Here is a 17,216-nt window from a genome sequence, read left to right as displayed (position 1 = left end):
CGCGCCGGTGGATGCAGCGCCCGTGGCCGGGTAGAACCCGGTCGTCATGCGTCTCAAGCCCTCCTGTGTCCTGCTTCCGTCGGTCCTTCTGCTCGGCAGCGCCTGCATCGTCGAGGCGCCCGGCGGCGCCAGCGAGAAGGAGCGCCGCGCGGCCACCGTCACCCAGGTCCCGCCCCTGTCCGTGAAGAACGGCGCCAACCTGGGGGGCAAGGTGGAGCTGGTGGGGGCCACGGTGGAGCCGGGCCGGCTGACGCCCGGAGACCAGGCGAAGGTGGCGCTCTACTTCAAGGTGCTCCAGCCCATCGACGACGACTACATCGTCTTCGTCCACGTGGAGGACGCGGACGGCCGCGCCGAGCGCATCAACGTGGACCACAAGCCCGCGGGCGGCATGCTCCCCACGTCGCAGTGGAAGCCCGGTGAGACGGTGAAGGACGAGTTCTCCGTCTACGTGCCGCCCGGCACGCCGGCCCGGGCGCTGAACATCTGGCTGGGCTTGTGGGAGCCGCGCACGGACTCGCGGCTGCGCATCCTCAATCCGAAGGCCGTGCGCAACGACGGCAAGGACCGCGTGCTGCTGGGGCAGGTGCCCGTGGCGCGCTGAGCGGCGGGCGGAAGAAAAAGACCGGAGCGGCCGTGTAAGCCGAGTTCTGTTCCCACCCCTTTCGGGATGGGCGGTGAACATTCGTCTAGGGCCCTGGTTGCCCAGGGGCCTCATCAGCGAGCAACCCGAACGCATGGGACGGGCCATCCCTGTCCTCCCGTACGGCGGAGGACGCGCTCCTATTGGCTCTTGCTCCAGGTGGGGTTTACCGTGCCGTCCGAGTCACCCCGGACGCGGTGCGCTCTTACCGCACCGTTTCACCCTTACCCGCCCCTTTCGGAACGGGCGGTTTGTTTTCTGTGGCACTTTCCTGCGAGTCGCCTCGACTGGCCGTTAGCCAGCACCCTGCCCTCTGGAGCTCGGACTTTCCTCCCGCCACCCATGACTGCGGTGACCGGCGTTCACCCGGGCCGCTCCGGCACCTTGCGCTTACAACAGCCGGGCGGGGGTGGTCCACTCCGAGGCGCCCATCCCGTGGGGCCAGGGGCCGCGCGGTCGGCGGAGGAGGGCAGTCCGCTATGACGGCGCGACGCCCCGGGCGCAGGCGGCGGCCCGTTCCAGGAGCAAGGCGCGCTCACGGTTGTTCTGGGTGAGGGCGGCGGCGCGCTCGAACTCCGCTCGCGCCTCGTCGAGCCGATCGAGCTTCGCGAGCAGGTCTCCCCGGACGCTCGGCAGGAGGTGGTAGGCCCGGAGCGATGGCTCCGAGGCGAGGTCCTCGACGAGGGGCAGGCCCGCCGCTGGGCCGAAGGCCATGGCGTGGGCGACGGCGCGGTTCAGCTCCACGACGGGGGAGGGGATGACCTGGACCAGGGTGTCGTAGAGCGCGGCGATGCGCGCCCAGTCCGTGGCCTCGGGCGTGCGCGCCCGGGCGTGGCAGGCGGCGATGGCGGCCTGGAGCGCGTAGGGGCCCTGGGTGCCTCCCAGCGCCTCGGCCCGGTCGAGCGCCGCGAGGCCCCGGCGGATGAGCAGCTGGTCCCACAGGGCCCGGTTCTGCTCCAGGAGCAGCACGGGCTCGCCCTTCGGCCCGATGCGCGCCCGCGAGCGCGATGATTGAAGCTCCATCAGCGCGACGAGCCCATGGACCTCCGGCTCCTGAGGTGCCAGCCCCACCAGGATTCGGCCGAGCCGGAGCGCTTCCTCGCAGAGCGCGGGCCGCATCCAGTCGTCACCGGCCGTCGCGGAGTATCCCTCGTTGAAGACGAGGTAGATGACCTCCAGCACGGACGACAGACGAGCGGCCAGTGCTTCGCCCTGGGGCACCTCGAAGGGGACGCGCTCCTCCGCGAGCGTCCGCTTGGCCCGAACGATGCGCTGGGCCACCGTGGGACCGGGGACGAGGAACGCGCGCGCGATCTCCTCGGTCGTCAGGCCTCCGAGCAGGCGAAGCGTGAGCGCCACCCGCGCCTCCATGGAGAGCACGGGGTGACAGGCGACGAACATCAAGCGCAGCAGGTCATCACCGACGGTGTCGTCGAGCGCGGCATCGAGGTCGGGCGCGGTCGAGCCCTGGAGCGCCTCCAGCTCGAACCCGAGCTCCTCGTGCTTGCGATCGAGGAGCTTGCCCCGGCGCAGCTCGTCGATGGCCCGGCGCTTGGCGGTGGCCATGAGCCACGCGCCCGGGTTGTCCGGAACGCCCGACTCCGGCCACCGCTCCAGCGCGGCGACGAGCGCGTCCTGCGCGAGCTCTTCCGCGCGGCCCACGTCGCGCACCATCCGCGCGAGACCGGCGATGAGCCGGGCGGACTCGATTCTCCAGACAGCTTGGATGGCGCGCTGCGTATCGGAAGAGGACGTCACGGGTTGCAACTCAATCACCGTCTGCTCCCGACACAAGCGGCCTGCGCACCCGGCATTTTCTTTTTGAAAGTGCGGCGTGTACCGTCGGCGGGCCATGCGGCGGCTTGGACACCCAGCGGGTAGATGGTCCGTGAAGATGCGGTCCACTGCCTCTCCGGGGTACCCCCGGGGACAACTCATCAGGAGCATACCGTCACGCGAGGCAGACACTGCGGCAAGCCGCAGGCGCTGCCACGCCAGACACGACAGGTGGGGCCATGCCGCCGCATGGTGTGAGTCCGGACGATGAGTGAGCGGCGCGCCGTGGCACAGGGGCTCGCGTCCGCGTTCCTGGCGGGGCCTTGGACGTTGAAGGGCCTCGTTGCACGGGGCTCGGAGGCTGTCGGAGGACGGGCTCCCTGGGTGTTGTCGCTGGCCCGGAGCGCGATGCTCTTCTTCCCGCGCCCGCCGCATGCGCGGCTGGAGTTGCTCGCGGAGGTGCTGGCTTCGCGGCCCGTGTTTTCGAAGGGCTTCGTGGACCCTCCGGCACGGGCTCGCATCGTGCGCTGGATGACCTCCGAGCCACGAATGGACCGGCAGCCATGGCCCGTGCCTTCGCTGCCGACCCAGGCGGACCTCGCGGACTGGCTGGGCGTGACGGGGGCGCAGTTGGATTGGCTGGCGGATGGGCCGGGCATCGAGCGCACGTCCAAGCCGGGGCGGTGGCGGCGCTACCGGTACACCTGGATTCCGAAGCGCAGCGGCGGTGAGCGACTCCTGGAGCAGCCGGGGTTGGACCTGGCGCTGGCCCAGCGGAAGGTGCTCCACGGCATCCTGGACCCCATCCCACCGCACGACGCGGCGCATGGCTTCGTCGCGGGGCGGAGCGTCCGCAGCTTCGCGGAGCCCCACACAGGGCAGGCGGTGGTGGTGCGCGTGGACCTGGAGGACTTCTTCTTCTCCGTGCGGCCTGCGCGCATCTGGGCGGTGTTCCGCACGGCGGGATATCCGGACGGCGTGGCGAGCGCGCTCGCGGGGCTCTGCACGAACCGAACGCCCCAGGCGGTGTTGGCACAGGTACGTCAGCCCAAGTCCATCTCCGAGGCGGATGCGCGCTGGCGTCTGGCACGGCGGCTCGAATCGCGTCACCTGCCTCAAGGGGCCCCCACGTCGCCCGCGCTGGCGAACCTCGCGGCGTACCGGCTCGACGTGCGGTTGTCCGCGCTCGCGACGGCGATGGGCGCGCGTTACACGCGTTACGCGGATGACCTGGCGTTCTCGGGAGGGGACGCGCTGGCTCGGCGCACGCACAAGTTGCTGCGCTACGTGAGCCAGATTCTCCGCGAGGAGGGCTTCACGCTGCGCGCTGGGAAGACGCGGGTGATGTCTCAAGGGACCCAGCAGCGGCTCGCGGGCGTCGTGGTGAATACGCGGCCTTCTGTCCCCCGCGCGGACTACGACCGGCTGAAGGCCATCCTCCATCTGTGCCGCACGCGAGGACCCGCGAGCCAGAACTCCGAGGGCCATCCCGATTTTCGCGCGCACCTGCTGGGCCGCATCGCTTGGGTCGCACACCTGCATCCAGCCCGAGGCGCAAGGCTGCGCGCCACCTTCGACCAGATTGCGTGGGATTGAGGCACGACAATCATTGAGAGTAATAGGGTTGGAGAGGACCATGGGCTACGGCGGCTCCCGCAAGGACGCTGGACTTGCCGTCGGGCAGAGCGGCGACGAAGGCTTCGACGGCATCATCAAGGAAGACCGCCTTGGGCTCGATGTCGTCTACATCCAGGCGAAGCGGTGGACCAACACGGTCGGCCGGCCCGTGGTCCAAGCCTTCGCCGGCAGCCTCGAGGGACAGCGGGCCCGGAAGGGTGTGCTCATCACGACCTCGGACTTCGCCCGCGAAGTGCGCGACTACGTGAAGCAGATCGAGAAGAAGATCGTCCTCCTCAATGGCGTCGAGCTCGCCAGGCTGATGATTGACCACGGCGTCGGAGTCACGGAGGTCGCGACGTACACGGTGAAGAAGCTGGACCTCGACTACTTCGGTGACGAGGACTGACGCCCGCCCTCGCGGTTACATCCGCTCGTCGATGGCGCGGTTGCTCATCGCGTCCGCCTCGGCGTTCTGCGCGCGGGGGACGTGGTGCAGCTTCACCTTGGTGAAGCCCTTGAGCAACTTCTGCGCCTCTTCGTACAGGGGACGCAGCGTGGGGCTCTTCACCTGATAGCGTCCGCCGAGCTGGCGGATGAGCAGCTCGCTGTCGGCGTAGACGTCCACCTCGCGCGCGCCCAGGGACTGCGCGTGCTTCAGGCCCAGCAGCAGGCCCATGTACTCGGCGCAGTTGTTCGTCTGCGTCCCGAGGAAGCGCCCGAGCCGGGCCACCACGTTTCCCGTGGGGTCCACCAGCACGGCGCCCGCACCCGCAGGACCTGGGTTGCCCCGCGCCGCACCGTCCGAGTAGACGCGCAGGCGGGGATGCGACTCGGCGGCCGGCGCTGTCTCGGCCCGTGGGGCCGCAGGCTCTGGCGCGCTCACTCCGGGAGGGGGTGCCGCGGGAGGCGCTCCAGCGAGCCGCTGCGCGGCCTCCTCGATGAGCTGACCGAGGTGCTCACGGGTGAGGCCTCGGAACTCGCGCACCGTCCCCTGCAGCGGCTCCTCGCGTGCGATGTGGCGGAGGATGTCGATGATGGACGGCGCGGGCATGGCCACGAAGTCGCGCGGGCTACTTCTCCGCCGGCGTTTCCTGCAGCGCTTCCACGGCGTAGATGATGCGGTTGCACGACGGGCAGATGTCAGTGCCCAGCGTGGTGCGGAGCTGGTTGTAGAGCTGCGGGGGCACGTTCATGTTGCAGCCCTGGCAGGTGCCAGCCACCACGCCGACCATCGCGGGCAGCTTCTTCTTGCGCACCACCTCGTAGCGGCGCAGCAGGGTGGCATCCACGCCCGCGGCCACTTCCGCGCGCTTGCCCTCGAGCCCCTTCACCTGCGACTCGGCCTCGCTCAGCTTGCCGCGAAGCTCCGTCATGCGGCCGGCCAGTCCCTGCTGCTTGGTGGCGAAATCGGCCTCCTTGCCCTTGATGGCCTCGCGGGCGGCGCCGAGCTGCTTCGTCAGCTCCGTCAGCTCCTCCGCCATCGTCAGATTGGCCTTCTTGGCGATGTCGATTTCACGGGCCAGGGCGGAGTACTCGCGGGTGGAGCGCTGCTCGCTCAGGCGCGCCTCCCACTTCTTCACCTTGTCTTTCTCGTCCGTGATGTTCTGCTCGAGCTGGGCCTTCTGCTTCTCCATGTCGGAGACACGTGCCCGTTCCGCTTCGATGGCGCTCCGGGCGAAACCCAGTTCGCGCTCCAGCTCGGCAATCTGACGGGGGTGAACTTCCGCGGCCTTCCGGAGCGAGGCGACCTCGAGGTCCACGTTCTGCAGCTCCGCCAGCGCTTTCAATTTCTCCCGCAAAGTTGCTGCCTCCCACAGGGCCGCACCGTGTACGGCAACGGCCAAGCTCTTGTACCAACAAGGATGATGAGGGTCCAACGTCCAAATGGGCCATGAGTCATCCCTCGTGGCCCTTGTCGCCATGCCGCATTTGAAACAGCTTCACGCACCCGTTAGACCGGAGCGCGTGCTTCGTCCATCCTTCATCCTCGTTCTCTGCGCGCTCGCTCCTGCCTGCAAGGAGGCCGCGTCTCCGCCGCCCGCCGCCACAACGGCCCCCTCCGCCGCGCCCGCGGCCCCCGCGAACACGAAGCGAGGTGTCATCGAGGGGCGCGTCCGCCTCTCCGGCACGCCGCCCGCGCCCGCCCGGCAGCCCACCATCGGCACGGTCGTCTCCGTGTGTGGTGAGGAGACGGAGGAGCGCTCGCTCGTCGTGGGCGACCAGGGCGCGCTGGCCCACGTCGTGGTGTCCCTGAAAGAGGGCAAGGCCCTTCCCGAGCCAGCCCAGCCCGCACCGGAGCCCGTGCTGGACCAGAAGCAGTGCGTCTATGACCCGCCCGTGCTCGCCGCGCGGACGGGCGGCACGCTGGTCATCCGCAACTCGGACCCGCTGGTCCACAACGTCCGCGCCGCCTCCGGGACGAACCGCGCCTTCTTCAACGTGGCCATGCCCCTGGAGGGGATGACGGTGCGCCGTCAACTCCCCGCCGAGCCCGGCGACATGCCCATCCACTGCGACATCCACCCCTGGATGCGCGCCCGGGTACGTACCTTCGACCACGGGTACTTCGCCACCAGCGGCAAGGACGGCCGCTTCCGCCTGGAGGTCCCCGAGGGCACCCACACCCTGGTCCTCTGGCACGAGCGGCTCCCGGAGCAATCGCGCACCGTGACGGTTCGTGCGGGGGAGACCGTCCAGGTGGACTCGGAGTGGGCCGCTACCGACCTGAAGTGACAGGGCACCGGGACAACCCGTCCAAGGTTTCGGGCGCTCGGCGTCTAATAGGGTGAGAAGCCGCGAATGGATCGGGGTTCCGTTCTGGTGGAAATATTGTTATAAAGGTGGCAGTCGCCACGTCGAAGAGGGGGGCAGCGTCATGCAGCAGCCAAAGAAGCGGGTAACCCTGACCACTGAGCTGCGCGGCCTGGAGTCGCCCCGGAAGGCGGTCCGGCCCATCGGCATGCAGGAAATGGGGCCGACCCTGTACGAGCAGCTCCGCCGTGCGCTCGTGGAACTGACGCCCGTCTCATCCAACTGAAGCCAGGCCGGTCCGGCGCGCCCGCCGCGGCCTGAAAAGCGAAGGGGCTCCCGGCTTGTGCCGTGGAGCCCCTTGCTGTTGATGCACCTAGATGTCGTCTTCGTCGGTGTCCGCTCCCGCGGTGTCCTCGTCATCGAACGAGTCCAGTTCCTCCTCGTCCTCGTCCCCGCGACCGGTGGGCTCCTCGGGTTCAAGGGGCTCGATGACCTTCGGGGTGGCTGCCAGACGGCCGCGCCTTCCCTCGGGCTGAGGCTTCAGCGCCGGGCTTTCCCGCTGATCCGCGCCGCACTTCGGGCAGATCGGGTCCGGCTTCTTCATGTCGTAGAACTTCGTCTGGCACTTGAAGCAGACGTGTTTGGTTCCGAGGTCCTTCGCCGGCATTCGCCACCTTTGTAAAAGGCGAGTGAAGACAGGGGGGGAGGGCGGCTCAATAGTTGGGCCGCAAGACGGAGTCAACCTGTGGTTTGCGTCGAAGATTTCTAGCGGTAGCATCCAGCTCGCGTTTTCCCCCGGAAGCTGGACGCCCCTCTTGAACTTTACCTGCGACAATTGCCAGAAGCGGTATTCCATTGCGGACGAAAAGGTCCGCGGCAAGACGGTCAAGGTCCGCTGTAAGAACTGCCAGAACGTCATCACCGTCGAAGGACCCGCGGAGGAAGAGAGCACCCGCGTCGTCTCCCTCGCGGACGTCGAGCGGATCCGCGCCCAGGAGCGCTCGCTGGCGGAGCCGGAGCCGAGTGCGGCGCCCGCGGCCGTCATCAGCGCGCCCATCGCGCCCGCCCCGGCGCCCAAGACGGCGGCGGCCCAGGCCGCGCTGCAGACGCCCTGGGATGATGAGCCCACGCGCGCCGCGCCCATGAAGGCCACGGGTTCACCCTGGTTCGTCATGGTGCGCAACAAGCAAGAGGGCCCGCTGGACGAGGGCGCCTTGCGCGAGCTGGTGGCCACCGGCTCGGTGAATGGCCGCAGCTTCTTCTGGCAGCAGGGCATGGCGGACTGGAAGCGGGGCTCGGACATCCCCGAGCTGGCGGGCCTCTTCGAGCCGCCGCCCGTCGCCGAGCCGCCGCCTCCGCCGCCTCCCGTGGCCGCGGCCCCCGAGCCGGCCCGTCCCGCGCGTGGCGCGCCGGCCCGTCGTGAGCCGGAGCCGCAGCCGCAGCCCTTCGTGCCGGAGCCCGAGCCACAGCCGGCGCCCCGCCAGGCCGCGGCCGAGCAGCCCTGGCCGGACGAGGAAGAGGACGCACCGGACAACACCTACTTCGGCGAGCCGTTGCCGCGCGCCCAGCCGGAGCCCATGCCTCAGGCGCAGCCGAGCCGGCGCCCCCAGCCGCGGCCCACCGCCACCGCGGCGCCGCTCGATGACGCGCTGTTCTCCGACCTGGACCTGCCGAACCAGCGCAACGACGGCGAGGACGAGGCGCCCCAGGACGACGACGGCGTGCCCTATCCCGAGGACCCGCGCGCCGCGCTGGGCGGCGGCGAGGACGACGACGAAGGCAAGGCGGTGGAGGACACGCGCCACTTCGCCAAGAAGTCGGGCGTGACGCGCCGCAACCCGGTCTGGAAGTACGCCGTCTTCATCCTGCTGCTCCTCATCGTCCCGCTGGGGCTCGCCTACGTGCTGTCCGAGACGCTGGGCGTGATGCCGCTGCGCGTGCAGACGGTGGACGCCAACGGCAACGCCGTGGAGCAGCCCGTCTTCTCGTCGGAGGGCGTGGGCGCCCTGCGCGACAAGCTGCTGGGCAACACCCCGCCGCCCGCGCCTCCCAAGGCGCCCGCGAACGGCAAGCGTCCCGCCGAGGGCAAGCGTCCCGCGGCGCCGCCCGCGGACACCGGCGCCGTGCCGCCCGCGGGGGCGGAGGGCGCTCAGACGGGGGCCGCGGCGCAGCCCTCCGAGGCGGAGCTGCAGGCCGTCTACGCGGATCCGGACAAGAAGGACGTGGACCCCGCGGTGCGCGGCGGCGCCGAAGTGGCCGCGGCGGACACCGAAGAGGTCGGCGGCCCGCCGGACGAGGAGGTGGAGCGCGTGCTGGAGAAGACGCAGCCCGCCTTCCGCGACTGCGTGGAGGCCGAGCTGCGGAAGAACCCGTCCTTCAAGGGCGGCAAGGTGACGCTCACCGCCACCGTGAGCGGCTCGGGCACGGTGAAGGAGGCCGTGTTCGACCGCAAGGACCTGAACCGCAACAGCACCGTGGGTACCTGCATCCGCGAGCGCGCCAAGGGGATGGTCTTCTCCGCCTTCGCCGGCGAGGACGTGGACCTGGAGATTCCGCTGGTCCTCTCCAAGTCGATGTAGCGCCTAGAGGTCGAAGTTCCCCGCGGGAGGCGGCTTCTTGCCGCGCGTCGCCTTCTCGCGGGCCCTGCGTACCTCGTCGCGCAGGGCCTCGGTGGCCTGCCGGTCCACCCGCAGCGTGTCGAGGTCCAGCACGTCGCCCTCGCGAACGCCGGCCGGCAGCTCGCTCAAGGGGCGCGTCACCTGGCGGCCCTCCACCACGAGCACGGCGATGTCGTCTTCGATGCGGTCCAGCGTGGCCCGGGTCGTCATGGGCGGTGGCTCCTTGCTGCTCACGGGTTGCAGTCCCTGGCCGGCTTCCGCTGGCGGGCGGCCTCCTGCCGGGTGGCGAAGGTCACCAGGTTGGCTGTCTTGATGTTCATGACGCTGCGGCAGGTGGGCTTGTGGAACTTGTCGCTGTGGATGCTGCCCACGTAGGTCCCCACCGTCACCCGTGAGCTGGCGCTCCCCATCCGGGCGCGCGAGCCACCTCGCGAAGGCCTCGTCTGCTCGCCCGCCGGGTCCTCGAGGTCGAGGGTGTAGCCCCGCCCAGAGGACGCCGTGCCGCGGCCGGGCGACGGCTTCGAGCCGTCCGCGCGGAAGGGCACCGGCATGGGCGTGCCCAGCCCGGGATAGCTGTAGCGCGTGTCCTCCGGCACGCCCTCGGACAGCCGCTGCGGGGTGACGACGAGCGTCTTCCCGTCGCTCACCACCTGCACCTCGCCGTGCTCGTCGGTGCGGAACACCTGGGTGCCGGCGGCCTTCAGGCGCTCGAGCGTGGCCGGGGATGGGGCGCCAATCAGGTTGCCCTCGCCGGCGGAGATGACGGCGGCCCGGGGAGCCACGGCCGACAGGAAGGCCTCGGAGGTGGGGCCGTCGATGCCGTGCGAGGCCACCTTGAGCAGCGTGGCCTGCATGGGGGCGTTGCGCGTCAGCAGGTGCTCCACCGTCCGCGCGTGCGCGTCCGCCATGAAGAGCACCGCCGTGTCGCCGTACGTGAGCCGCAGGATGACGGAGTTGGCCTCCAGCGCGGCCTCGGGCACGTCGAGCAACGGCTCGGTGGGCGCGCGGGGCCAGAGCACCGTGAGGGCCACGCCCGCGCCCAGGGGCAGTCGCTGGAGGGCGTTGGGCGTCGCGGGGGACGGGGAGGGGGAGATGAACTCCACGCCCTGGCGGGCCACGGTGGCGAGCAGGGCGTCATACGCCTTGGGCGTGGCGCCGAGCTGCGGCTCCATCAGCTGCCTGGCGCCCACGCGCTTCAGCACCGCCTCCAGCGCGCCGTGGTGGTCGGCGTGGGGGTGGGTGAGGATGACCAGGTCCAGCCGCTGCGTGAGCAGCTCCGGCAGCCGGTTCACCAGGTGCTCCGTCGCATTGGGCGGGCCCGCGTCCACCAGCGCGGTGTACCCGTCCGGCGACACGATGAGCGCGGCGTCCCCCTGGCCCACGTCGAAGAAGTAGACGTGGAGCTTCCCGTCCGGGGTGCCGCCGAAGTAGCGGCGCTGGGGCTCGGCGGGGCGCGGGGCCGGCGTGGGGGGCGGCGGCGGTGGCTCCTTGCAGGCCGCCAGGGCCAGCAGCACGGCGAGGACGATGCTCGGACGGAAGCTCATGGGTGGCAGTCCTCGGCGGGGCGGCGTTCGCGCATGGCTTCGGCGCGGCTCGCATACTCGGTGCGGTTCGACTTGGAGCGCTTGAGCGTCTTGCAGGACTCTTTGTGGAACACCTTGCTGCCCTTGAGGCTGAAGTATCGGGGCTCGCCCGTAGCGCGTTGCGGGGTGTCACTCTCCGAGTCGGTGGACGATGCGCTCCGGCCGCGGGGGGCGCTCGTCTTGCGTGTGCCCCGGGTGATGGGGCCCTGGGCCACGGGGCCGGGCTTCACCTCGCCGGCCACCAGCAGGGAGGGGCCGCCACGCTTCTCCGCGCGCACGGCCACGGCGGTTCCGTCACTGGTGGCCACCACCTCGCCGTCCAGGTCGGTCCGGAAGACCTCCGCCTTCTCCGCGCGCAGGCGCCCCAGCACCTCCGAGGTGGGGTGCCCGTAGTCGTTCTTCGCGCCCACGGAGATGACGGCGGCCTGGGGCTTCACCGCGGCGAGGAAGGCCGCCGTGGACGAGTGCCGCCCGCCGTGATGGGCCACCTTCAGCACGGTGGAAGTGAAGTCGATGTCCTTGCGCAGCAGCGTGGCCTCGGTGTCCGGCTCGGCGTCGCCGGTGAAGAGGAACGCCGTCTTCCCGTACGTCAGCTTGGCGACGATGGAGTTGGAGTTCGGGTCCGAGCGCGTGCCCGTGAGGAACGGGTCCTCCGGCACACGCGGCCAGAGCACGGTGAGCGCGGCGCCGTCTCCCAGGCCGATGGACAGCAGCGTGCGCGGCTCCTGCGGGTTGGGCACGGGCGTCATCACCTGGCCCACCTCGTCACCCACGACGTTCAGCAGGTCCCGGTACGCCTCGCTCGGGTGGTCGAAGCCCGGGTCCATGAAGCGCCGCGCGCCCACCGTGCGCAGGACGTTGGAGAGCCCGCCCAGGTGGTCCAGGTGCGGGTGGGTGAGGATGACGAGGTCCAGCGGCCCCTGCACCAGCTCCCGCAGCCGCTTCTCCAGGTGCGCCCGCGCCTCGGGCGGGCCTCCGTCGATGAGCACCGTCTTGCCGGTGGGAGAGATGACGAGGGCGGCGTCTCCCTGGCCCACGTCGAAGAAGTGCACCGTCAGCGGCTGGCTGGCCGACTGGGCCAGGGCCCAGCCCGGAAGCGCGGCGAGACAGAGGACGAGGAGTGCGAGCCACCGGGCAAAGGACGTCACGGGCGAAGTCTACCGCTCCGTGGCGGCCCTGGGCACCCACGGGGCGCGGGCACACCACTCCTCCCGCGAGCGCTTCCCGAGGGCCGGGAAGTGGGCTAAGGGGCCGGGCATGTCCGACTCCGAAGACCTCTTCCATTTCGTCGAGGACATTGCCGACCAGGCCCGCCGCCGGCTGCAGGCGTGGAAGGAGGGGAAGACGCCCGGGGCCGCGGCTCCGGCGACGGGCCCCGCCACGGCCCGGGTGAACATGGACACGGTGCGCTCTCCGGCGGACCTGGCGCCCTACATCGACCACACCCTGCTCAAGCCCGAGGCCCGCGCCGAGGACGTGGTGAAGGTGGCCGAGGAGGCCCGGCAACACGGCTTCGCCACCGTCTGCGTCAACAGCGCGCACGTGGCCACCGCGGCGCGGGTGCTGGCGGGGACGTCGACGGTGCCCATCGCCGTGGTGGGCTTCCCGCTGGGCGCGTCGCTGCCGTCCGCCAAGGCCTTCGAGGCCCGCGAGGCCATCCGCGCCGGGGCGCGGGAAATCGACATGGTGGTGAACATCGGCGCGCTCAAGGCGCACGATTACGCCCTGGTGCACCAGGACATCGCCGCGGTGGTGGACGCCTGCGGCGCGGTGCCGGTGAAGGTCATCCTGGAGACGGCCCTGCTCACGGACGAGGAGAAGGTCATCGCCTGCTCGCTCTCCAAGGCCGCGGGCGCCGCCTTCGTGAAGACGTCCACCGGCTTCGGCCCGGGCGGCGCCACCGAGGCGGACGTGGCGCTGATGCGCCGTGTGGTGGGCGACACCGTGGGCGTGAAGGCGTCCGGCGGCATCCGCTCCGCGGACGACGCGATGAAGATGCTGCGCGCGGGGGCCAACCGCCTGGGCGCGTCCGCGTCCGTGGCCATCGTCAGCGGGCAGGCCTCCACCGCGAAGTACTGACCGGGGCGGACACCGTGAACGCGAAACAGCGAGAGGAATTCAAGGCGTTGCTGCTCGCGCTCCACACGGAGCTGACGGAGAAGGCGCCGGCGAAGATCGAGCCCAACCGCACCGATGACGCGCGCATCGGCGGCGACGAGGACGAGCAGCCGCTCAACGAGATGATGCAGGCCATCGCGTCCAACCGGAACCGGAACATGGACGGCGTGCTGGCCCGGGTCATCAAGGCGCTGGGCAAGCTGCGCGAGGACCCGGATTCCTTCGGCGAGTGCGAGGAGTGCGGCGACGAGATTCCGCTCGGCCGGCTCCGCGCCATGCCCTACGCGGAGCTGTGCGTGACGTGCCAGGGGGGCAAGGACGGCCCCAAGGGGCGCGCCACCCGCCGCAAGCTGACCGATTACACCTGAACAACCGGCGCGCGAGCCGCTGGGCTTCGCGCGCCCTCACCGGCTACACGAGGCTTCGAGGGCTCATGGACACCACCGGACTGAAGGAGCGGGCGGAGGCGTGGCGTCAGGCGGACCCGGACCCGTCCACCGCGGCGGAGCTGGCGGCGCTGCTGGCGAAGCAGGACTGGGCCGAGCTGGAGGACCGCTTCTCGCAGGACCTGGAGTTCGGCACCGCCGGCCTGCGCGGCGTGCTGGGCGCGGGGCCCAACCGGATGAACCGCGCCGTCATCCGGCGCACCACCGCCGGTCTGGCCCGCTACCTCAAGGCCCAGGTGCCGGACGTCGCTGCGCGCGGCGTGGTGGTGGGGCGGGACGCGCGCAACCTGAGCGCCGAGCTGGCCGAGGACACCGCGGCGGTGCTTGCCGCCGAGGGCATCCCCGCGCACGTCTTCCCGGAGCCCGTGCCCACGCCGCTGGTGGCCTTCGCCGCGCTCCAGCTCAACGCCGCCGCGGCCGTCATGGTGACGGCCAGCCACAATCCACCCGAGTACAACGGCTACAAGGTCTACTGGGGCAACGGCGCGCAGATCATCCCGCCGCACGACACGGGCATCGCCGCCGCCATCGCGAAGGTGGAGCCCGCCAACCGCGTGCCGCTGCTGGCGCTCGCGGACGCCCGCGCGAAGGGGCTGTGGCGGGACGTGCCCGCCTCGCTCGGGGACGCCTACGTGCGCGCCATCCTCGGGCTGCGCGTGTACGGGAAGGGCTCCGAGTCGCTGTCCATCGTCTACACCGCCATGCACGGCGTGGGCGGCGCGTGGGCCGAGCGCGCCCTGCGCGAGGCGGGCTTCCCGCGCTTCACCGCCGTGGCCGAGCAGCAGCAGCCGGACGGCCGCTTCCCCACGGTGCGCTTCCCCAACCCGGAGGAGCCCGGGGCCATGGACCTGGCGACCGCCACCGCCGAGCGCGTGAAGGCGGACGTGGTGCTGGCCAACGACCCCGACGCGGACCGGCTGGCCGTCATGGCGCGCGACGCGGACGGGACGCCGCGGCTGCTGACGGGCAACGAGGTGGGCGTGCTGCTGGGCCACTACCTGCTCACGCAAGGGCCCAGGCAGGGGACGCCCCACGTCGTCACCACCATCGTCTCGTCGGCGCAGCTGGGCGCCATCGCGGGCTCGCTGGGCGCCGCGTATGACGAGGTGCTCACCGGCTTCAAGTGGATTGCCAACCGCGCGCTGGAGCGCGAGCGCGCGGAGGGCACGCGCTTCGTCTTCGGCTACGAGGAGGCGCTCGGCTACACCGTGGGGACGGTGACGCGGGACAAGGACGGCGTGGGCTCGGCGCTCGTCATGGCGGACCTCGCCGCCTGGTGCCAGTCGCGCGGCACCACGGTGCTGGGCTACCTGGAGGAAATCCAGCGCGCCCATGGCCTGTACGTCGGCGCGCAGCGCAACTTCACCTTCCCTGGCGCGGCGGGGGCCCAGGTCATCCGTGGCATCATGGACGCCTTCCGCGCCTCGCCTCCGGCGAGCGTCGGCGGTGACGCTGTCCGCGCCGTGCGCGACTACAAGAAGGGCGAGCGGGGCCTGCCACCCTCCAACGTGCTCGCGCTGGAGCTGGAGAGCGGCGGCCGCGTCACCCTGCGGCCCTCGGGCACCGAGCCGAAAATCAAATACTACTTCGAGCTGAAGGAGACGCTCGCGGACGGCGAGCCCCTGGCCCAGGCGCGTCAGCGCGCCGAGTCCAGCCTGGCCCGCTTCATCGACGCCTTCATCGCGCTCGCACGTGAGCGCGGACAGCCCACGTGAGTCTAGAGACGCAGCACCACACCCACCGTCCGCCCACCGTGGCGGCGTTCGTAGAAAGGTATCGTGTGAAGCGACTGCTCCCCGGAGTCCTCCTCGCTTGCTTCCTGGCCCTCCCCGCCACCGCGCTGGCGCAGCGGGGACAGGGCTGGTCCGTCCTGGCCGGTGAAACGCTGGGCCGGGGCAACACGGCCTTCCATGGCCAGATTGGCTGGCCCGGCATCTCCCTGGGCGTGCTCCACGGCGGCTCGGAGCGCTTCGACATCGGCGGCAAGTTCAACTTCAACTGGGGCCGCGAGGGCTGGGTCCGCTACACGGACCCGGGCATCAAGCTCCAGGCGTGGATGCGGCTGCAGCTCATCCAGGAGCGCAACTTCTCGCTCGCGCTCACCTTCCAGCCGGGCCCCTTCTTCTACTTCGACGAGTACGACACCGACGTGGGCCTGGCGCTGCCCCTGGGACTGGTGGTCGGTATCCCCGCCGGCAGCGCCGTCATGGTGAACCTGGGCCTGGACGTTCCCTTCCACGTCTACTTCGGCGAGGGAATCGGCCCGGTGTTCCCCATCCTCGTGGGCGGCGGCCTGGAGTACTTCGTCAACCGCCAGCTCGGCGTCACCTTCAACGTCCGGCTGGGGCCCGCCGTCATCCCGGACTTCGACGACACCGAGTTCACGCTGGAAGCGCTCTTCGGCGTCGCCTACCGCTTCTAGCTACCAGGACGACGTCTGCTCGGGCAGCTCCACCGTGAAGGTGCTGCCCTGGTTGACGCGGCTGCGCACCGTCAGCGTGCCGCCCATGGCCTCCACCAGGGTGCGCGCCACGGTGAGGCCCAGGCCGGCGCCCTTCTCGGGCGCCTTCGTCGTGTAGTAGGGCTCGAAGACGGCCTGCTGCTCGTCCTCGAAGATGCCGATGCCGGTGTCCTCGACGAAGAGGAGCGGGCCGAAGTCCCCGAAGATGTCGGGCAGCTCCACGCCGGTGATGATGCGGCGCGGGCGGTCCATCACGTCCTCCACCGCGTCCACCGCGTTGGCCAGCAGCTCCGTCAGCACCTGCTCCAGCTGGCGGCGGTTGAAGACGACGGCGATGGGCTCGTTGGGCAGCAGCACCGTCATCTCGGCGGTGCCCAGGCGGCCGGCGGCGCGCATCCGCTCCACCACCGCGGGCACCAGCTCGCGCAGGTCGAAGCGCTGGATGTCCTTGGGATTGGTGGGCCCCAGCGACAGCAGGTGCTGGCCATGCAGGCGCATCTGCTCGCCCGCCACGCCCAGCTTCTTCAGCGCGTCCGCGTCCGGCGGCAGCCCTTGCAGGGCCTGGGTGCGCACGTGCTCCAGGGCGCGCTGGAGGCCTTCGCCCACGCGGCCCAGGTTCTCCGCCACGTCCGCGGCCAGCGTGCCCACACGGGCCAGCCGCTCCATCTCCACCCAACGCGTCCGCGGGTCCTGCAGCGCCTCGGTGCGCTGGCCGCCGCGCTCGCGGTGCGCCTTCAGCTCCAGCAGCGTGTGCACGCGGACCTTCAGCTCCAGCGGGTCCAGCGGCTCGGTGATGAGCAGGTCGTCCACGCCCGCATCGAGCACCTCGCGGCGCGTCTCGCGGTCCGCGCTGGGCGTGAGCATGAGCACCGGGAGCGACGATTCGCCGAGCGCGTCCTGGAGGCGCCGGTACGTGGCGAGGCCGTCCGTGCCGGGGCGCTCGACGTCGAGCAGCACCAGGTCCGCGGCCTGCTTCATCGCCGCGGCCGCCAACGCCGTTCCGCTGGCGGGCAGCACGTCGTAGCCCGCTGGCGACAGGATGGAGCACAGCCGCTCCATGCCACCTGACTCCACGTCCACGGCCAACACCCGGGGCCGATACGCCTCGGTCTCCGTCGTCTCCAGCATCACGCCACCCCTACTTGGTGACCAGGTGACCTTCACCCGGGTGTTCCAGGCAGTTCCCACGGACCCTTCGGG

General features: G+C 70.9%; 18 protein-coding genes and 1 other RNA gene. 10 read left to right on the top strand and 9 right to left on the bottom strand.

Annotation, left to right across the window (positions count from 1 at the left end; translation table 11 throughout):
- The first annotated feature begins 46 nt into the window (after positions 1 to 46).
- A complete protein-coding gene (locus VZL07_RS05100; RefSeq protein WP_426754205.1) occupies positions 47 to 604 on the top strand; it encodes a hypothetical protein in 558 nt (185 codons plus the stop codon).
- 19 nt (positions 605 to 623) lie between these two features.
- Here the strand turns inward: VZL07_RS05100 and rnpB are convergent.
- Both rnpB and VZL07_RS05090 read right to left on the bottom strand, forming a co-directional pair.
- Positions 624 to 1,021: RNase P RNA component class A (rnpB, locus tag VZL07_RS05095), an RNA gene on the bottom strand.
- A gap of 99 nt (positions 1,022 to 1,120) precedes the next feature.
- A complete protein-coding gene (locus tag VZL07_RS05090; RefSeq protein WP_426754204.1) occupies positions 1,121 to 2,401 on the bottom strand; it encodes an RNA polymerase sigma factor in 1,281 nt (426 codons plus the stop codon).
- A gap of 285 nt (positions 2,402 to 2,686) precedes the next feature.
- On the opposite strand from VZL07_RS05090, the gene VZL07_RS05085 reads away from it, so the two are divergent.
- Both VZL07_RS05085 and VZL07_RS05080 read left to right on the top strand, forming a co-directional pair.
- Complete coding sequence (locus VZL07_RS05085; RefSeq protein ID WP_426754203.1) at positions 2,687 to 4,015, top strand: reverse transcriptase family protein; 1,329 nt, start codon at positions 2,687 to 2,689, stop codon at positions 4,013 to 4,015.
- Between the two features lie 40 nt (positions 4,016 to 4,055).
- The gene (locus VZL07_RS05080; RefSeq protein WP_426754202.1) at positions 4,056 to 4,445 is read left to right on the top strand and encodes a restriction endonuclease; all 390 of its coding nucleotides are present in this window, start codon (positions 4,056 to 4,058) and stop codon (positions 4,443 to 4,445) included.
- Positions 4,446 to 4,460: 15 nt separating this feature from the next.
- Here the strand turns inward: VZL07_RS05080 and VZL07_RS05075 are convergent, their stop codons facing one another.
- Positions 4,461 to 5,090: a ribonuclease HI family protein gene (locus VZL07_RS05075; RefSeq protein ID WP_426754201.1), complete on the bottom strand. Its 630-nt coding sequence runs from the start codon at positions 5,088 to 5,090 to the stop codon at positions 4,461 to 4,463.
- Positions 5,091 to 5,109: 19 nt separating this feature from the next.
- Complete coding sequence (locus VZL07_RS05070) at positions 5,110 to 5,838, bottom strand: zinc ribbon domain-containing protein (RefSeq protein WP_426754200.1); 729 nt, start codon at positions 5,836 to 5,838, stop codon at positions 5,110 to 5,112.
- A gap of 166 nt (positions 5,839 to 6,004) precedes the next feature.
- On the opposite strand from VZL07_RS05070, the gene VZL07_RS05065 reads away from it, so the two are divergent.
- The gene (locus tag VZL07_RS05065; RefSeq protein ID WP_426754199.1) at positions 6,005 to 6,772 is read left to right on the top strand and encodes a hypothetical protein; all 768 of its coding nucleotides are present in this window, start codon (positions 6,005 to 6,007) and stop codon (positions 6,770 to 6,772) included.
- Between the two features lie 142 nt (positions 6,773 to 6,914).
- The gene (locus tag VZL07_RS05060; RefSeq protein WP_426754198.1) at positions 6,915 to 7,076 is read left to right on the top strand and encodes a hypothetical protein; all 162 of its coding nucleotides are present in this window, start codon (positions 6,915 to 6,917) and stop codon (positions 7,074 to 7,076) included.
- 87 nt (positions 7,077 to 7,163) lie between these two features.
- On the opposite strand, the gene VZL07_RS05055 is transcribed toward VZL07_RS05060, so the two are convergent.
- Complete coding sequence (locus VZL07_RS05055) at positions 7,164 to 7,457, bottom strand: FYDLN acid domain-containing protein (RefSeq protein ID WP_426754197.1); 294 nt, start codon at positions 7,455 to 7,457, stop codon at positions 7,164 to 7,166.
- Positions 7,458 to 7,605: 148 nt separating this feature from the next.
- Between VZL07_RS05055 and VZL07_RS05050 the strand changes: the two genes are divergently transcribed.
- Positions 7,606 to 9,369 carry an AgmX/PglI C-terminal domain-containing protein gene (locus VZL07_RS05050; RefSeq protein ID WP_426754196.1) on the top strand — a complete coding sequence of 588 codons (1,764 nt, stop codon included), beginning with the start codon at positions 7,606 to 7,608 and terminating at the stop codon, positions 9,367 to 9,369.
- A gap of 3 nt (positions 9,370 to 9,372) precedes the next feature.
- Here the strand turns inward: VZL07_RS05050 and VZL07_RS05045 are convergent, their stop codons facing one another.
- The 3 genes from VZL07_RS05045 to VZL07_RS05035 are packed head-to-tail and all read right to left on the bottom strand — an operon-like array spanning position 9,373 to position 12,139.
- A complete protein-coding gene (locus VZL07_RS05045; RefSeq protein WP_426754195.1) occupies positions 9,373 to 9,618 on the bottom strand; it encodes a DUF3006 domain-containing protein in 246 nt (81 codons plus the stop codon).
- Positions 9,619 to 9,638: 20 nt separating this feature from the next.
- On the bottom strand, positions 9,639 to 10,952 hold the full coding sequence (locus VZL07_RS05040; protein WP_426754194.1) for a ComEC/Rec2 family competence protein: 1,314 nt from the start codon (positions 10,950 to 10,952) through the stop codon (positions 9,639 to 9,641).
- On the bottom strand, positions 10,949 to 12,139 hold the full coding sequence (locus VZL07_RS05035; protein WP_426754193.1) for a ComEC/Rec2 family competence protein: 1,191 nt from the start codon (positions 12,137 to 12,139) through the stop codon (positions 10,949 to 10,951). Before VZL07_RS05035 ends, VZL07_RS05040 begins: the two co-directional genes overlap by 4 nt.
- Before the next feature lie 109 nt (positions 12,140 to 12,248).
- On the opposite strand from VZL07_RS05035, the gene deoC reads away from it, so the two are divergent.
- The 4 genes from deoC to VZL07_RS05015 all read left to right on the top strand — a co-directional run bounded on the left by deoC (position 12,249) and on the right by VZL07_RS05015 (position 15,977).
- Positions 12,249 to 13,070, top strand: coding sequence for a deoxyribose-phosphate aldolase (gene deoC, locus VZL07_RS05030; protein WP_426754192.1), 822 nt, complete (start codon positions 12,249 to 12,251; stop codon positions 13,068 to 13,070).
- A 14-nt stretch (positions 13,071 to 13,084) separates the two neighbouring features.
- Positions 13,085 to 13,477 (top strand): TraR/DksA family transcriptional regulator, encoded by a 393-nt coding sequence (locus VZL07_RS05025; RefSeq protein WP_426754191.1) that lies wholly within the window; start codon positions 13,085 to 13,087, stop codon positions 13,475 to 13,477.
- A 65-nt stretch (positions 13,478 to 13,542) separates the two neighbouring features.
- Positions 13,543 to 15,270, top strand: a complete 1,728-nt coding sequence (locus VZL07_RS05020; RefSeq protein ID WP_426754190.1) for a phospho-sugar mutase — start codon at positions 13,543 to 13,545, stop codon at positions 15,268 to 15,270.
- Between the two features lie 65 nt (positions 15,271 to 15,335).
- Positions 15,336 to 15,977: a hypothetical protein gene (locus VZL07_RS05015; protein WP_426754189.1), complete on the top strand. Its 642-nt coding sequence runs from the start codon at positions 15,336 to 15,338 to the stop codon at positions 15,975 to 15,977.
- Here VZL07_RS05015 and VZL07_RS05010 read toward each other — a convergent pair whose 3' ends face one another.
- On the bottom strand, positions 15,978 to 17,144 hold the full coding sequence (locus VZL07_RS05010) for a hybrid sensor histidine kinase/response regulator (RefSeq protein ID WP_426757236.1): 1,167 nt from the start codon (positions 17,142 to 17,144) through the stop codon (positions 15,978 to 15,980).
- Positions 17,145 to 17,216: the final 72 nt, after the last annotated feature.

It is taken from the genome of Pseudomyxococcus flavus (genome assembly GCF_050038885.1).
Lineage (GTDB): Bacteria > Myxococcota > Myxococcia > Myxococcales > Myxococcaceae > Myxococcus > Myxococcus flavus.
The sequence above is the reverse complement of the archived record's forward strand: the minus strand, read 5'-3'. Positions and strand labels throughout refer to the sequence as shown.

Coding starts and splice junctions, on each gene's coding strand:
- VZL07_RS05100 (WP_426754205.1), top strand. CDS start 47: ATGCGTCTCAAGCCCTCCTGTGTCCTGCTTCCGTCGGTCCTTCTGCTC.
- VZL07_RS05085 (WP_426754203.1), top strand. CDS start 2,687: ATGAGTGAGCGGCGCGCCGTGGCACAGGGGCTCGCGTCCGCGTTCCTG.
- VZL07_RS05080 (WP_426754202.1), top strand. CDS start 4,056: ATGGGCTACGGCGGCTCCCGCAAGGACGCTGGACTTGCCGTCGGGCAG.
- VZL07_RS05075 (WP_426754201.1), bottom strand. CDS start 5,090: ATGCCCGCGCCGTCCATCATCGACATCCTCCGCCACATCGCACGCGAG.
- VZL07_RS05060 (WP_426754198.1), top strand. CDS start 6,915: ATGCAGCAGCCAAAGAAGCGGGTAACCCTGACCACTGAGCTGCGCGGC.
- VZL07_RS05055 (WP_426754197.1), bottom strand. CDS start 7,457: ATGCCGGCGAAGGACCTCGGAACCAAACACGTCTGCTTCAAGTGCCAG.
- VZL07_RS05045 (WP_426754195.1), bottom strand. CDS start 9,618: ATGACGACCCGGGCCACGCTGGACCGCATCGAAGACGACATCGCCGTG.
- VZL07_RS05040 (WP_426754194.1), bottom strand. CDS start 10,952: ATGAGCTTCCGTCCGAGCATCGTCCTCGCCGTGCTGCTGGCCCTGGCG.
- deoC (WP_426754192.1), top strand. CDS start 12,249: ATGTCCGACTCCGAAGACCTCTTCCATTTCGTCGAGGACATTGCCGAC.
- VZL07_RS05020 (WP_426754190.1), top strand. CDS start 13,543: ATGGACACCACCGGACTGAAGGAGCGGGCGGAGGCGTGGCGTCAGGCG.
- VZL07_RS05010 (WP_426757236.1), bottom strand. CDS start 17,144: ATGCTGGAGACGACGGAGACCGAGGCGTATCGGCCCCGGGTGTTGGCC.